This is a genomic window from Pseudomonas sp. GW821-FHT04D07 (assembly GCF_059420225.1).
Map to the genome: position 1 here is coordinate 409,828 of NZ_JBWKTH010000001.1, position 13,977 is coordinate 423,804.

Annotated in this window: 10 protein-coding genes and 1 pseudogene; 5 read left to right on the forward strand and 6 right to left on the reverse strand. The window is 62.5% G+C overall.

What is annotated here, in order from left to right:
- Nucleotides 1-88: 88 nt before the first annotated feature.
- Both AC07T0_RS01905 and AC07T0_RS01910 read right to left on the reverse strand, forming a co-directional pair.
- Nucleotides 89-1,557 (reverse strand): annotated as a pseudogene (locus tag AC07T0_RS01905) (methyl-accepting chemotaxis protein).
- A gap of 195 nt (nucleotides 1,558-1,752) precedes the next feature.
- On the reverse strand, nucleotides 1,753-2,208 hold the full coding sequence (locus AC07T0_RS01910) for a DUF721 domain-containing protein (protein ID WP_494999604.1): 456 nt from the start codon (nucleotides 2,206-2,208) through the stop codon (nucleotides 1,753-1,755).
- A gap of 307 nt (nucleotides 2,209-2,515) precedes the next feature.
- Here AC07T0_RS01910 and secA point away from each other — a divergent pair, with 307 nt between their 5' ends.
- The 3 genes from secA (at nucleotide 2,516) to AC07T0_RS01925 (ending at nucleotide 7,563) form a co-directional block, all read left to right on the forward strand.
- The gene (secA, locus tag AC07T0_RS01915; RefSeq protein WP_494999605.1) at nucleotides 2,516-5,251 is read left to right on the forward strand and encodes a preprotein translocase subunit SecA; all 2,736 of its coding nucleotides are present in this window, start codon (nucleotides 2,516-2,518) and stop codon (nucleotides 5,249-5,251) included.
- A gap of 124 nt (nucleotides 5,252-5,375) precedes the next feature.
- Nucleotides 5,376-6,593, forward strand: a complete 1,218-nt coding sequence (gene argJ, locus AC07T0_RS01920; protein ID WP_494999606.1) for a bifunctional glutamate N-acetyltransferase/amino-acid acetyltransferase ArgJ — start codon at nucleotides 5,376-5,378, stop codon at nucleotides 6,591-6,593.
- Between the two features lie 28 nt (nucleotides 6,594-6,621).
- Nucleotides 6,622-7,563: a Nudix family hydrolase gene (locus AC07T0_RS01925; protein ID WP_494999607.1), complete on the forward strand. Its 942-nt coding sequence runs from the start codon at nucleotides 6,622-6,624 to the stop codon at nucleotides 7,561-7,563.
- A 123-nt stretch (nucleotides 7,564-7,686) separates the two neighbouring features.
- Here the strand turns inward: AC07T0_RS01925 and AC07T0_RS01930 are convergent, their stop codons facing one another.
- The 4 genes from AC07T0_RS01930 to AC07T0_RS01945 form a co-directional block, all read right to left on the reverse strand.
- Nucleotides 7,687-8,271: a cob(I)yrinic acid a,c-diamide adenosyltransferase gene (locus AC07T0_RS01930; protein ID WP_494999608.1), complete on the reverse strand. Its 585-nt coding sequence runs from the start codon at nucleotides 8,269-8,271 to the stop codon at nucleotides 7,687-7,689.
- Nucleotides 8,272-8,273: 2 nt separating this feature from the next.
- Nucleotides 8,274-10,310: a sensor histidine kinase gene (locus AC07T0_RS01935; protein WP_494999609.1), complete on the reverse strand. Its 2,037-nt coding sequence runs from the start codon at nucleotides 10,308-10,310 to the stop codon at nucleotides 8,274-8,276.
- Between the two features lie 192 nt (nucleotides 10,311-10,502).
- Nucleotides 10,503-11,420, reverse strand: a complete 918-nt coding sequence (locus AC07T0_RS01940; protein WP_494999610.1) for a putative 2-dehydropantoate 2-reductase — start codon at nucleotides 11,418-11,420, stop codon at nucleotides 10,503-10,505.
- On the reverse strand, nucleotides 11,420-12,373 hold the full coding sequence (locus AC07T0_RS01945) for a diguanylate cyclase domain-containing protein (RefSeq protein WP_494999611.1): 954 nt from the start codon (nucleotides 12,371-12,373) through the stop codon (nucleotides 11,420-11,422). The genes AC07T0_RS01940 and AC07T0_RS01945 overlap by 1 nt, the downstream gene beginning before the upstream one ends.
- A gap of 118 nt (nucleotides 12,374-12,491) precedes the next feature.
- Here AC07T0_RS01945 and AC07T0_RS01950 point away from each other — a divergent pair, with 118 nt between their 5' ends.
- Both AC07T0_RS01950 and AC07T0_RS01955 read left to right on the forward strand, forming a co-directional pair.
- The gene (locus AC07T0_RS01950; RefSeq protein WP_494999612.1) at nucleotides 12,492-12,977 is read left to right on the forward strand and encodes a YajQ family cyclic di-GMP-binding protein; all 486 of its coding nucleotides are present in this window, start codon (nucleotides 12,492-12,494) and stop codon (nucleotides 12,975-12,977) included.
- A gap of 123 nt (nucleotides 12,978-13,100) precedes the next feature.
- On the forward strand, nucleotides 13,101-13,943 hold the full coding sequence (locus AC07T0_RS01955) for a mechanosensitive ion channel family protein (RefSeq protein ID WP_494999613.1): 843 nt from the start codon (nucleotides 13,101-13,103) through the stop codon (nucleotides 13,941-13,943).
- The last annotated feature ends 34 nt before the right edge of the window (nucleotides 13,944-13,977 follow it).

Consider the following 13,977-nt stretch of genomic DNA (forward strand, 5'->3'; position numbering starts at 1 on the left):
TCCACCCCCCCCCCCCCCCCCCCCCCCCCCCCCCCCCCCCCCCCCCCCCCCCCCCCCCCCCCCCGCTCCCACAGGGATTGCGCGCCGCTTAAATCCTGAAACTGCCCACCAGCTGCTTCAATCGTGCAGCCTGCTGTTCCAGGTCGGCACAGGCGCGCAGGGTCGATTGCAGGTTTTCCACGCCTTCCTGATTGAGGGTGTTGATCTCGGTGATGTCCATGTTGATCGACTCGACCACCGAGGTTTGCTCCTCGGTCGCGGTCGCGACGGACTGGTTCATGCCGTCGATCTCGCCGATCCGCTGGGTTACGCTGCTCAAACGCTCGCCGGCCAGGTTGGCGATTTCCACGCTTTCCAGGCTGTGGCGCTGGCTATGGCCCATGGTGCCGACCGACTCCCGGGCACCGACCTGCAGTTCTTCAATCATGGTCTGGATTTGCTGTGCCGATTCCTGGGTGCGGTGAGCCAGGTTGCGCACCTCGTCCGCGACCACCGCAAACCCGCGTCCGGCCTCGCCGGCCCGGGCGGCCTCGATGGCGGCATTGAGGGCCAGCAGGTTGGTTTGCTGGGAAATGCTGGTGATCACTTCGAGAATCTGCCCGATATTCACCGTCTTGCTGTTCAGCGATTAGATGTTGGTGCTTGAGGTGGCGAGCATTTCCGACAACTGGTGCATGGCTTTGATGCTGCGTTCCACTACCTGCTGACCGTCCGCGGCCAGGCCTGGGTCGAGGCCTGGGCGGCATTGCGGGCGATTTCCTGGGCGGCGGCACCCAGCTGGTTGATGGCCGCGGCGACACTGTTGGTGCGGCTGGCCTGCTCATCGGAGTTGAGCATCGACGAATTGGAGGCGCTGACCACCCGTAGGGCCACTTCGTTGACCTGCTGGGTCGCCGAGGAGACTTCGCGGATCGAAGTGTGGATGCGCTCGACGAAGCGGTTGAAGGCGGTGCCGAGGATCCCGAACTCGTCCTGTGATTCGATCGTCAGGCGCCGGGTCAGGTCGCCTTCACCGTCGGCGATGGCTTGCAGGCTCAGGTCGCCACCGACCACGCCGATGCCTTGGCCGGCCTTGCGCACGGTATTGACGATGGAAATCACCAACTGCCCGGACGCCAGGTCGATATAGGGCTCGGTCAGGGCCGAGCCATTGCTGTTCTCGGCACTCTTGTACCAGGGACGCGCGCGTGGGTCATAGCCGTCGGGCATCTTGCTGTCCGGGCGGATCATGAAGCTGCCGTCCTTGTTGCCCAGGTAGGCGCCCATGAAAGTCGAGGTGATGGCTTTCTGTTCCAGCAGGTTGGAAACGTTGGTCGGGTCGGCGTTGAGGGCGACCGACTGAGCCAGGTTTTCGACCAGCAGGCTGCGGCCGGTCAACCAAGTCTGGATGTTATTGGCGGCGACGCCACCCATCTCATGCAGATAGCTGTTGAGGTCATCGCGGATCGCATTGCGTTACAGGTAATCGTTGTACAGCTTGAACAGCGAGAAGGCGGCGAGCACGATCAGCGATGCGGCCAGCAGGATCTTGTGGCTGAATTTGAGGTTTTTGTTCATTGCGTTCGAGGTCCGCTGAGATTTTGGGTGTCCAGGGAACCGGCGTCCCGCCGGACGGGCAATGCCCTTGTAGGAGCCGACTTGCCGGCGATGAGGCCCTTGAGCCTTACGGCGCCCATGCAAACGCCATCGCCGGCAAGCCGGCTCCTACAGGTAGATGGCGTTTTTCAATATCTCAAGGGCGCGGCTGGTGGCTCAGGCCTTGGGTCTGGCGTGGCTGGCCAGGCGCTCCAGGGCGGCGCGCAGGTTCGGGTCGCTGATGCCGTCGGCGGTGTCCTGGATGGTTTGCGCCGCATTCACGGACAAGTCCATGGTGTGCCCCACCGCACCCTGCGGCACGGTCGGCGGCTGCACCTTGAACAGGATGCGGGTCAGGCCTTCGAACATGTCGAACGCCTGCAATTGCCGTTGCAGGCGTTTTTGCTGGTAGCGCAGGCGAGTCGCCCAATGCCCGTCGGTGACAATCAGCAGCAGGCTGCCTTCTCGCCACGAAGCCACATGACAGTGTTCGCGGGCGGCGGGTTGCAGCTGGCTTTCCACCAGACGCTGCAAATGCGCGAGGCGTTGGGCATGACTGAAAATGGCTTTCAGCGGCTTGGCTTCGCGAAGCAGGGCGGCGGGCGCCCGGGCCGTGAGAGGGCGAAATGCCATGATTCAGACACCTGAAGAAACAGAGTCGCCATGGTAGCAGAAGCGCTCGCTCTACCTGCGGCCATTGATGTGAATCGTCTTTGGCCCTAAAGTCCGCGGTTAACGTCTGTACCCGATGGCTTGAAGTTCGGGAAAAAGACCTTATTTTAGAGTGGCCCCGTCACAACGCTGTGCCAGCATCGTGGATTAACGCCACTTTCCTCACCATCGTTTCCGGGTAGAATACTCGTTCGCATGCGGCCATGAGGGCTGCTCGGGCGACTCACGGGGCCGCCCTCCATCCCTATGTGTGGAAGAACCTGCCGATATGTTTGCGCCTTTGTTAAAGAAACTTTTTGGAAGCAAGAACGAGCGTGAAGTCAAACGCATGCTCAAGACGGTACAGATCGTCAATGCCTTCGAAGAGCAAATGGTGGCCCTTTCGGACGAGCAGCTGCGTGCCAAGACCGGAGAGTTCAAGGCCCGCATAGCCCAAGGTGAGACCCTCGACACACTCCTGCCCGAAGCTTTTGCGGTCGCCCGCGAAGCCGGCAAGCGGGTCATGGGCATGCGCCACTTCGACGTGCAGTTGATCGGCGGCATGACCTTGCATGAAGGCATGATCGCGGAAATGCGCACCGGCGAGGGTAAGACCCTGGTGGCGACCCTCGGCGTTTACCTCAACGCGCTGTCCGGCAAGGGCGTGCACGTAGTGACGGTGAACGACTACCTGGCCCGCCGCGACGCCAACTGGATGCGCCCGCTCTATGAGTTCCTCGGCCTGACGGTCGGCGTGGTCACGCCGTTCCAGCCGCCGGAAGAGAAGCGTGCCGCCTACGCCGCCGACATCACCTACGGCACCAACAACGAGTTCGGTTTCGACTACCTGCGCGACAACATGGCGTTCAGCATGGAAGAGAAGTTCCAGCGCGAGCTGAACTTCGCCGTGATCGACGAAGTCGACTCCATCCTGATCGACGAAGCCCGTACTCCGCTGATCATCTCCGGCCAGGCCGAAGACAGCTCGCGGCTGTACACCGAGATCAACAAGCTGATCCCGCGCCTGGTGCTGCACATCGAGGAAGTGGAAGGCGTGGTGACCAAAGAAGGTCACTTCACCGTCGACGAGAAGACCCGCCAGGTCGAGCTGAACGAAGCCGGTCACCAGTTCATCGAAGAGATGCTGACCCAGGTCGGCCTGCTGGCCGAGGGCGAGAGCCTTTATTCTTCGCATAACCTGGGCCTGCTGACCCACGTGTATGCCGGCCTGCGCGCGCACAAGCTGTTCAACCGCAACGTCGAATACATCGTCCAGGAAGGCCAGGTGGTCCTGGTGGACGAACACACCGGCCGGACCATGCCCGGTCGTCGCCTGTCCGAGGGTTTGCACCAGGCCATCGAGGCCAAGGAACACCTCAATATCCAGGCAGAAAGCCAGACCTTGGCCTCGACCACCTTCCAGAACTACTTCCGCCTGTACACCAAGCTGTCCGGCATGACCGGCACCGCGGACACCGAAGCCTTCGAGTTCCACCAGATCTACGGCCTGCAGGTGACGGTTATCCCGCCGAACAAACCGTTGGCGCGCAAGGACTACAACGACCTGGTGTTCCTCACCGCCGAAGAGAAGTACGCGGCGATCATCACCGACATCAAGGAATCCCTGGCCCAGGGCCGTCCGGTGCTGGTGGGTACGGCGACCATCGAAACCTCCGAGCACATGTCCAGTCTGCTCAACCTGGAGCACATCGAACACAAGGTCCTGAACGCCAAGTTCCACGAAAAGGAAGCGGAAATCATCGCCCAGGCCGGTCGCCCTGGCGCCCTGACCATCGCCACCAACATGGCCGGTCGTGGTACCGACATCCTGTTGGGCGGCAACTGGGAAGTCGAAGTGGCGGCCCTGGAAAACCCGACGCCTGAGCAGATCGCTCAGATCAAGGCCGACTGGCAGAAGCGTCACCAGCAGGTGCTCGAATCGGGCGGCTTGCAGGTGATCGCCTCCGAGCGTCACGAGTCCCGTCGTATCGACAACCAGTTGCGCGGTCGCGCCGGTCGTCAGGGTGACGCTGGTTCCAGCCGTTTCTACCTGTCCCTGGAAGACAGCCTGATGCGCATCTTCGCCTCGGACCGGGTGAAAAACTTCATGAAGGCCCTGGGCATGCAGCCTGGCGAAGCGATCGAGCACCGTATGGTGACCAACGCCATCGAAAAGGCCCAGCGCAAGGTCGAAGGTCGTAACTTCGACATCCGTAAGCAGCTGCTCGAGTTCGACGACGTCAACAACGAACAGCGTAAAGTGATCTATCACATGCGTAACACGTTGCTGGCCGCCGACAATATCGGTGAAACCATCGCCGACTTCCGCCAGGACGTACTCAACGCCACCGTCAGCGCCCATATTCCTCCACAGTCGCTGCCTGAACAGTGGGACGTGGCCGGCCTGGAGTCGGCCCTGCAGAACGATTTCGGCGTGCAACTGCCGATCCAGCAGTGGCTCGATGAAGACGATCACCTGTACGAAGAGACCCTGCGCGAGAAGCTGCTCAACGAACTGCTGCTGGCCTACAACGAGAAAGAAGAGCAAGCCAGTGCCGAAGCACTGCGCACCTTCGAGAAGCAGATTGTGCTGCGCGTGCTCGACGACCTGTGGAAAGACCACCTGTCGACCATGGATCACCTGCGTCACGGCATTCACCTGCGCGGTTATGCGCAGAAGAACCCGAAGCAGGAATACAAGCGCGAGTCGTTCGCCCTGTTCTCCGAACTGCTGGACTCGATCAAGCGCGATTCGATTCGCGTCCTGTCCCATGTCCAGGTGCGTCGCGAAGACCCGGCCGAAGAAGAGGCACGCCTGCGTCAGGAAGCCGAAGCTTTGGCCCAGCGCATGCAGTTCGAGCACGCTGAAGCACCCGGTCTGGACGCGCCGGAAATTCTCGGTGAAGAAGTCGATGTCGCCCTGGCCGCCGCGCCAGTGCGCAACGAGCAGAAGCTGGGCCGTAACGAACTGTGCTACTGCGGTTCGGGCAAGAAGTACAAACATTGCCATGGTCAGATCAGCTAAGTCCTTGCGGGTCTGAACCTTGAAATACCCGCGCCGCGACCGGCATGCCGTCGCGGCGTTTTTCCATTTGAAACACTGCCCCCTGTGACGGCAGTGCAGACATCACATTGAAAGGAGCGCATTCATGGCTGTTGGTCTTGGTCCTTTGCCCACGTTGCACCCGGTTGCCGGTTTTGAACTCGGTATCGCCTCGGCTGGCATCAAGCGCCCGGGGCGCAAGGATGTGGTAGTAATGCGCTGTGCCGAAGGTTCCACGGTGGCAGGGGTGTTCACCCTCAACGCGTTTTGCGCCGCGCCCGTGATCCTGGCCAAGCAGCGTGTCCAGGGCCGCGTGCGTTATCTGTTGACCAACACCGGCAATGCCAACGCCGGTACCGGCGAACCTGGCCTGGCCGCCGCTGAGCGGACGTGCGCCAAGCTGGCCGAACTGACCGGTGTCGACGCCAGCGCAGTGCTGCCGTACTCCACCGGGGTGATCGGCGAGCCGTTGCCGGTGGAAAAAATCGAAGGCGCCTTGCAGGCTGCCCTGGATGACCTGTCGGTGGACAACTGGGCCGCTGCCGCCACCGGGATCATGACCACCGACACCCTGCCCAAGGGCGCCAGCCGTCAGTTCCAGCACGACGGCGTGACCATCACCGTCACCGGAATCAGCAAGGGCGCGGGGATGATCCGTCCGAACATGGCGACCATGCTCGGCTACATCGCCACCGACGCCAAGGTGTCCCGCGAGGTCTTGCACAGCCTGATGCTGGACGGCGCCAACAAGTCGTTCAACCGCATCACCATCGACGGCGACACCTCGACCAACGATTGCTGCATGCTGATCGCCACCGGCCAGGCCGGGCTGCCGGAAATCACCGAGGCTCGCGGTCCGTTGTTCGACGCGCTGAAAAAGGCCGTGTTCGAAGTCTGCATGGACGTGGCCCAGGCCATCGTTCGCGACGGCGAGGGTGCGACCAAGTTCGTCACCGTCGAAGTCAACGGCGGCGCCAACCACCAGGAATGCCTGGATGTCGGTTACACCGTGGCGCATTCGCCGCTGATCAAGACCGCCTTGTTTGCCTCCGATCCGAATTGGGGTCGTATCCTCGCCGCGGTCGGCCGTGCCGGTGTGCCGGACCTGGACGTGAGCAAGATCGACGTGTTCCTGGGCGAAGTCTGCATCGCCAGCCGCGGTGCCCGCGCGGCGAGCTACACCGAAGAGCAGGGTTCGGCGGTGATGGCTCGGGAAGAGATCACCATTCGTATCGAACTGGGTCGCGGCCAGTGCAGCGAAACCATCTGGACCACCGACCTGTCCCACGAGTACGTGAAGATCAACGCGGAATACCGCACTTGATCCACAGGTTCCAGCAGGAGGTTGCAACGTGAAACGCATCCATGTGGCGGCGGCGGTTATCCGTGGTGTTGACGGTCGCATCCTGATTGCCCGTCGGGCGGACACCCAGCACCAGGGTGGTCTCTGGGAGTTTCCCGGCGGCAAGGTCGAGGACGGCGAAGCCGTCCAGGTGGCCCTGGCCCGCGAGCTTCAGGAAGAACTGGGCATTGTGGTCAGTGCCGCCCGTCCGTTGATCAAGGTTCGCCACGATTACCCGGACAAACAGGTGTTGCTGGATGTCTGGGAGGTTTCGGCCTTTACTGGCGAACCCCACGGTGCCGAAGGGCAACCGCTGGCCTGGGTCAGTGCGCGGGAGTTGGCGGACTACGAATTTCCGGCGGCCAACCAACCGATTGTCGCGGCTGCGCGTTTGCCGGCGGGGTACCTGATTACCCCGGACGGCCTGGAGACCCCGCAGTTGCTCAAGGGGATCCAGAAGGCGATTGCCGGTGGGATCAAGCTGGTTCAGCTGCGGGCGCCGAACGGCTATGACCCGCAATACCGCGATCTGGCGGTGGATGCGGTGGGGTTGTGCGCGGGCAAGGCGCAACTGATGCTCAAGGGCCCCTTCGAATGGCTGGGAGACTTCCCGTCGGCGGGCTGGCACCTGACATCCGCGCAGTTGCGCAAGTACGCCAGTGCCGGGCGTCCGTTGCCGGCGGAGCGCTGGTTGGCGGCTTCGTGCCATAACGCTGAAGAGCTGGCCTTGGCTGAGCAGATGGGCGTGGATTTTGTCACGCTGTCGCCGGTGCAGCCGACGCAGACCCATCCTGAGGCGCAGCCCTTGGGTTGGGAGCAGGCCGGGCAGTTGATCGTGGGTTTCAACAAGCCGGTGTATCTGCTGGGCGGGGTTGGGCCGAACGAGTTGCAACGTGCCTGGGAAACCGGCGCGCAGGGCGTGGCCGGTATTCGGGCGTTCTGGCCGCAATAATTACGGCTTATACATCCCCCTGTAGGAGCTGGCTTGCCAGCGATAGCGGCCGGACAGTCGATGCAAGACTTGAGGGCCTCATCGCTGGCAAGCCAGGCTCCTACAGAGTGTGGTGTTCGTCCCTCAATGAGAGACCGGCTTTTTCGCAGCTTCCCACAAGATCTCGGCAATCTTCTCGCGCCGCGCAATCAGCCGTGCCGCGACGAACAGCAGGTCCGACAGTCTATTGATGTAGGCCAATCCCACCCCACTCAAAGGTTCAACGGCATTCAACTGCTGGCAACGCCGCTCGGCGCTACGGGCCTGGCTGCGGCAGATATGCGCCTGGGCAATCAGCATCGAACCACCCGGCAGGATGAAGTTTTCCAGTGGCCCCAACTCTTCGTTCCAGCGATCGATGGCGGTTTCCAGACGCTGGATCTCGGCCGTATCGAGGGCCTGGTAGGTCGGCATCGCCAATTCACCCCCCAGGTCGAACAAACGATGCTGAACCGGTGCCAGTACCTCGATCAGTTCATTCAGCTCCGGATGAATCACCACCAGCTCCGCCAGCCCGGCCAGCAGCAACCCCACTTGGCTGTTGAGCATATCGACTTCGCCGATGGCTTCGATCCGTGGATGGTCTTTCGGCACCCGACGCCCATCGCCCAGTCCCGTTTCCCCCGCATCGCCGGTGCGTGTGTAAATCTTCGACAGACGAAAACCCATGCTCAAGACTCCGCTTTGCTCAGTTCGGGAAGCGCCGCCTGGCTGCCGGCCAGCGGCAGGCGCAGGGTGACGCAGGTCCCCGCGCCCGGTGCCGATTGCACTTCCATCTGGCCTTTATGGTTATTGGTGATGATGAAGTAGGACACCGACAGGCCCAGCCCGGTGCCCTGGCCGATTTCCTTGGTGGTGAAGAACGGTTCGAAGGTGCGCTTGCGGATGTGTTCCGGCATACCGACACCGTTGTCCTCGACCTGGATCTCGGCCCAGGGCGGATTCAAGCGGGTGCGCAGGGTAATGCGCCCGGGTTCGCTGTCGTTCTCGCGCTGGTGGATGGCCTGGGCGGCGTTTTTCAGCAGGTTCAGCAGCACCTGCTCCAATTCGTTGGCGGTGCCCGGAACCGGGCCCAGCTGCGGGTCGAACTGGCGGACGATCGCCTGGCCCTTGAAGTCGAAACCGATGGTCAGGTCGAAGTCGTTACCGGCGATTTCCACTGCCTGGTCGATCAGAGCCGGCAGGTCGCAGGGGGCCATCTCGCGGTTGCTGCGTCGGCTGAAACTGAGCATATGGGTGACGATCTTCGCCGCCCGCGCACCGGCCTGCTGGATACCGTCGAGCAGTTGCGGCACCTCGCGGCTTTGCAGGTAGCGGTTGACGATATCCAGGTCGATACCGGCTTGTTGGGCGTATTCGAGGTTCTTCGGCAGCTCCGCGGACAGGCGCCGGCGGATGTTCTGCACGTTGTGCAGGATCGCCCCCAGGGGGTTGTTGATTTCGTGGGCCATGCCGGCGGCGAGACCGCCGACCGAGAGCATCTTTTCCGACTGCACCATCATTTCCTCCAGCGACAGGCGCTGGGAGATATCGTCGATGCGGATCACCACGCCGCGTCCGGCCCCGCCCATCAGCGGGTAGAAGGTCAGGGCATAGTGGCGGGCTTCGTCGTCCTTGATCCAGGTTACCCGCTCGATCTTCGCCACGCTGTGTTGCTCGACGGTTTCCTTGAGCTGCGGCAGGAACGGCTTGAGCGGTTCGAAGGCGAGGAAGATCGGCTGGTTCAGCGCTTCGTCCAGCGGCGTGCCGGAAAGGGCACTGGCTTCCTGGTTCCACTGGGTGACGTAGAGCTGCTCGTCCAGGGCGATCAGGGCCGAGGGCATGGAGTCGATGATGCTGTTGAGGTAGTTCTGGAAACCTGTGAGCTTTTTCTCGATCTTGCTGCGTACCTGGACTTCGAGTTCCAGCTTGCGGTTGGTGTGGCGGGTTTCCTCGGCCAGGCCCTGGGCCTGGTCGTAGGCGGCCTGGGAGTCGTCACGGGCGCGTTTGAGCTGCTGCTCCCGGGCCTCGATCCGCGACAGCATGGTGTTGAAGGCTTCGGCCAGGCTGCCGATTTCGTCGTGGTTGCCACGCGAGGCCCGCAGTGCGTAGTTCTCCTCGCGGGTGACCTGACGCGACAGTTCTTCGAGTTCGTGGATCGGCCGGGTGATCAGGCGCTTGATCTGGCGGGCGATGATCAGCCACAGCAGGATGCTGAAGATCAGGATGCCGAGGCTGGCGGTCAGGGTGCCGGTGTAGAAGGCCACTGGCAGTTCGCTGCTGGCGACCAGCAGCAGGTGCCCGGGCGCGGCACCCGGGCGCGGCATCTCGATGACCTGGTTGCTGCGAAACTCGGTCAGGCGCCAGGCTTCGATATGGCGAAAGCGTTCCGGCAGTTTCAACTGATCGCCATGTTGCAGCTGTGCCATGCGATTGCCTGGGCCGTCATAGATGGCGGCGGCGCGCAACGGCGAGTAGCTGTCGAGTTCCTTGAGCAGGGCTTCGGCGGCTTGCGGTGAGTCGAGGGCCTGGCTGACCAGGTTCGGGCTCGCCACCAGCCGACCGATGGTCTGCAGGGCCTGGGGCGCCATGCTCTCCTGGGAAATCCAGTAGGCGGCGCTGATGAACGTCAGGTTGGCGACCAGCAGCACGGTGGTCAGCAGGACCAGCAGGGCAGCGAGGAGTTTCTGGCCGACCGGCAGGTTTTCGAGACGCTGGCGCAGAGGCATCGGTTGTCCTGTTTCGAGAGACGAATGGCGGCGCGCGGAATTCGACCGCCGCGCCATCTATGAGTGTACCAAACTGTGGGAGCAGGATTTAGCGGAACGCCGGACCGCCACGAAGAGGCTCTTGAGGCCGCCAAAAGCTTCGTCGGAACACCGCCCGGACCAGGCACCGCTCCCCCATTTATGGTGACCCACTCAGGTGCTCGGCAAGCCCTTTGCCATCAGATGGGCCACCAGGCGGTTGTACAGACGGCTCAGGTGCGGCAGGTTGCGATGATGGCGTGCCGCCGCCGCGCAGGCATAACCCAGCAGGTAGCCGATCTCGGTGCGCCGGCCCTGGGCGACGTCCTGGTGCATGGAGGAGTAGTTCGCCGCCGTGGCCTGGATCACCCGCTGTACTTCGCTGTGCAGGTCTTTGGCGGCAGTCGGCTGACCACAGCATTCGAGCAGTTCGGCCAGCTCGGCACAGAGCGTGGCGACTTCGCAATGATGTTCCAGCAAGCCACCATTGCGGCAGTCGTAGAGCACCGTCAGCGGGTTGATGGCGCAGTTGAGCGCCAGCTTGCGCCAGAGGCGGGTAAGGATCTGGGTGTTCCATTCGTGGGGAATGCCGGCCAGCGTCAGGTCATCGAGCCAGTACGGCGGTTGCGGATGGGCGACGTCCCCGAGCCAGGTGAAGCCGTGCCCGGCGAACACCACCCGCCAGTCGCCGTCGCGAAAGGCGCCTTCGGTGCTGGAGGCGAACAGGCAACGCGCATGCGGCGCCTGGGCCGCAACCGCGTCCTGGCTGCCGAGGCCGTTTTGCAGCAGTACCAGCTCGGCACCGGGGCTGAGTCGCGTGGCGAGGCGGGCGACCGCGGCTTCGGCGTCGTAGGCTTTGCAGGCGACCAGCAGGCGCTCGATGGGCGTGTCGGCGTCGAGGCTCTGGGCGGGTATCGCAAAGTGTTGCTCGCGACCCTGTTCCACCAGGGTCAGGCCACCCGCCGTTGCGTACGCCGCCAACCGCGCCGCATCGCGCAGAATCAATGTGACCGGCAGGCCGGCCCTGGCCAACCGGGAGGCCCACAGGCTGCCCAGGCTGCCCGCGCCCAGTACATGCCAGTGGGTACTCATCAGCTGCGCGCCGGCAGGCGTTTGGCGCTGACCACGCCTTCGGCATAGGAATCGAGCAGCAGACGCTCGGACTCGTCGAACAAGGTTTGCGGATCCAGCGGGAAGCACTTGCTGTCCAGGCCGATCAGGCTGATGCCGGCCTTGAGCTCGATGGGACCTGCGTTGGTCATGAAGGTCTTGAGGTTCAGGCCTTCATGCAGGCGTTTGAAGCTGCTCGGGGCGCATTCCTGCAGGTCGGCCGGCAAGGTCATCAGGACGAAGTGCCGCTCGTCCAGGCGCGCCAGCACATCCAGTGGCCGCACCAGTTGTTGCAGGCGGCGGGCGATGGCCTGCAGCAGTTCGTCGTAGAGGTCGTTGCCATATTGGCGTTGCAGCGAATCGGCCTGTTCGATACCGATCAGCAAGTAGCAGATGGCACCGCCACGGGCCTGGACCTGGCGCAGGCTGTCGCTGAGCTTCTGGCGCAGGTAGCGGGCATTGCCCAGTCCGGTCAGGGAGTCCACCTGATTGCGCTGCTCGAGGCTGGCAATGTTCTGGCGCAGCAGGCGGTTTTCCTGGCGCAGGCGCTGCAAGGTGTTGCACAGGCGATCGGCGGCGAGCACGCGAGTCAGTAGATGACGCTCGACATCGACGGGGGCGAGCAGATCATCGATGTCGTTGTCCGAGGTCTCGTCCAGCAGGACCGAGGGCGATTGTTCGCTGATGAGGATCACGTAGGTGTAGTGATCGTTCATCTCGTCCCTTTGTCGGACCTTGGCGGCCAGCGCCAGACCTGCGCTTCCCGCGCAGATCAGCAGGCCGGCGGCCCGCTGGTCGAGTTGTTCCAGTGCCAGGACGCCGTCATTGGCCTGACGAATGTCCTGATAACCCGCGCGCTGGAGGCTGCCGCCCAGCGTACTGCTGGCCAGATTCTCATCGCTCACCAGCAAAATGCTCAGATCCGGGTTCGGCATGGGTGACTCACAAGTGAATGAGTGGGAAGAACCGCTATAATGCTCGCGGATTTTAACCGTCAAACCGGGCGCGCTCCATCGGTATTGAGCCGCGCCGATTTTATTTTGGAGAAATACGATGCCGTCGTTCGACGTGGTATCCGAACTGGACAAGCACGAAGTCACCAACGCCGTCGAGAACGCCGTCAAGGAGCTGGATCGCCGTTATGACCTCAAGGGCAAAGGCACCTTCGAGTTCAAGGACAAAGAGCAGACCATCACCCTGACCGCCGAAGCCGAATTCCAGCTCGAAGCCATGCTGGAGATCCTGCGCATGGCTCTGGTCAAGCGCAAGATTGACGTCAAGTGCCTGGAAATCAAGGATGCCTATGCGTCCGGCAAGCTGATGAAGCAGGAAGCGACCTTCAAGGAAGGTATCGACAAGGATACGGCGAAGAAAATCGTCGCGCATATCAAGGATGCCAAGCTCAAGGTCCAGGCCGCCATCCAGGGCGAGCAGGTGCGGGTCACCGGCAAGAAGCGCGACGACCTGCAGGAGGCCATTGCCAACCTGCGGGCCAAGGAATTCGACGTGCCCCTGCAATTCAACAATTTCCGCGACTGAGTCTAGTCTGTCAGGGAACCTCTGGGAGTTATCGGCGTCGGAGGGCCCAGCCACGGTGAAACGATGGGTGGCGCGGTGCGCCAGTCGTTTCGCCGGCTCATCGCATGGTAACCGGAGAGAACAATGGATTTGAACGCACAAGTGGATCAGTTGGTGAAGGCCTCCGAGGCCTGGATCCCGATGATCATGCAATACGGCAGCCGTGTGCTGCTGGCTATCGTCACCCTGTGCATCGGTTGGTGGTTGATCAACAACCTGACCCACCGCGTGGGCAAGTTGCTGGCATTGCGCAATGCCGACTTGGCGCTGCAGGGGTTTATCAGCAGCTTGGCAAACATCATCCTCAAGGTGCTGCTGATTGTCAGCGTGGCCTCGATGATCGGTGTGGAGACCACCTCCTTTGTCGCGGCCATCGGTGCGGCGGGGCTGGCCATTGGCCTGGCGTTGCAGGGCAGCCTGGCGAATTTTGCCGGTGGGGTGTTGATCCTGCTGTTCCGGCCATTTCGGCTCGGTGACACGATCACCGCGCAAGGGGTGACCGGGACGGTCGACAGTATCCAGATTTTCCACACCATCCTGCGTACCGGCGACAACCAGACGGTGATCATGCCCAACGGCAATCTGTCGAACGGCATCATTACCAATATCAACCGTCAGGCCACCCGCAGGGTGGTGTTCGATGTCGGGGTGGATTTCCAGGCGAATCTGCAGGAAGCCCGCGAGGTGTTGCTGGAAATGGCCAAGGATGGGCGGGTGTTGAGCGACCCGGCGCCGGCGGTGGTCGTTGCCGCGCTGGGGGCGCATTCGATCACGGTTTCCTTGCGGGTGTGGGTCAATACCGCGGATTACTGGGATGTGCTGTTCATGTTCAATGAGCAGGTGCGCGATCGCCTGAAAGCGGCGGGGATCGATATTCCGCTTCCGCAGCAGGTGGTGCGGATGTTCGCGCAAGAGTCGGCGACGTAAGCGAGGTCTTGGTGCCTGGCCGGTGGGGCGGGCA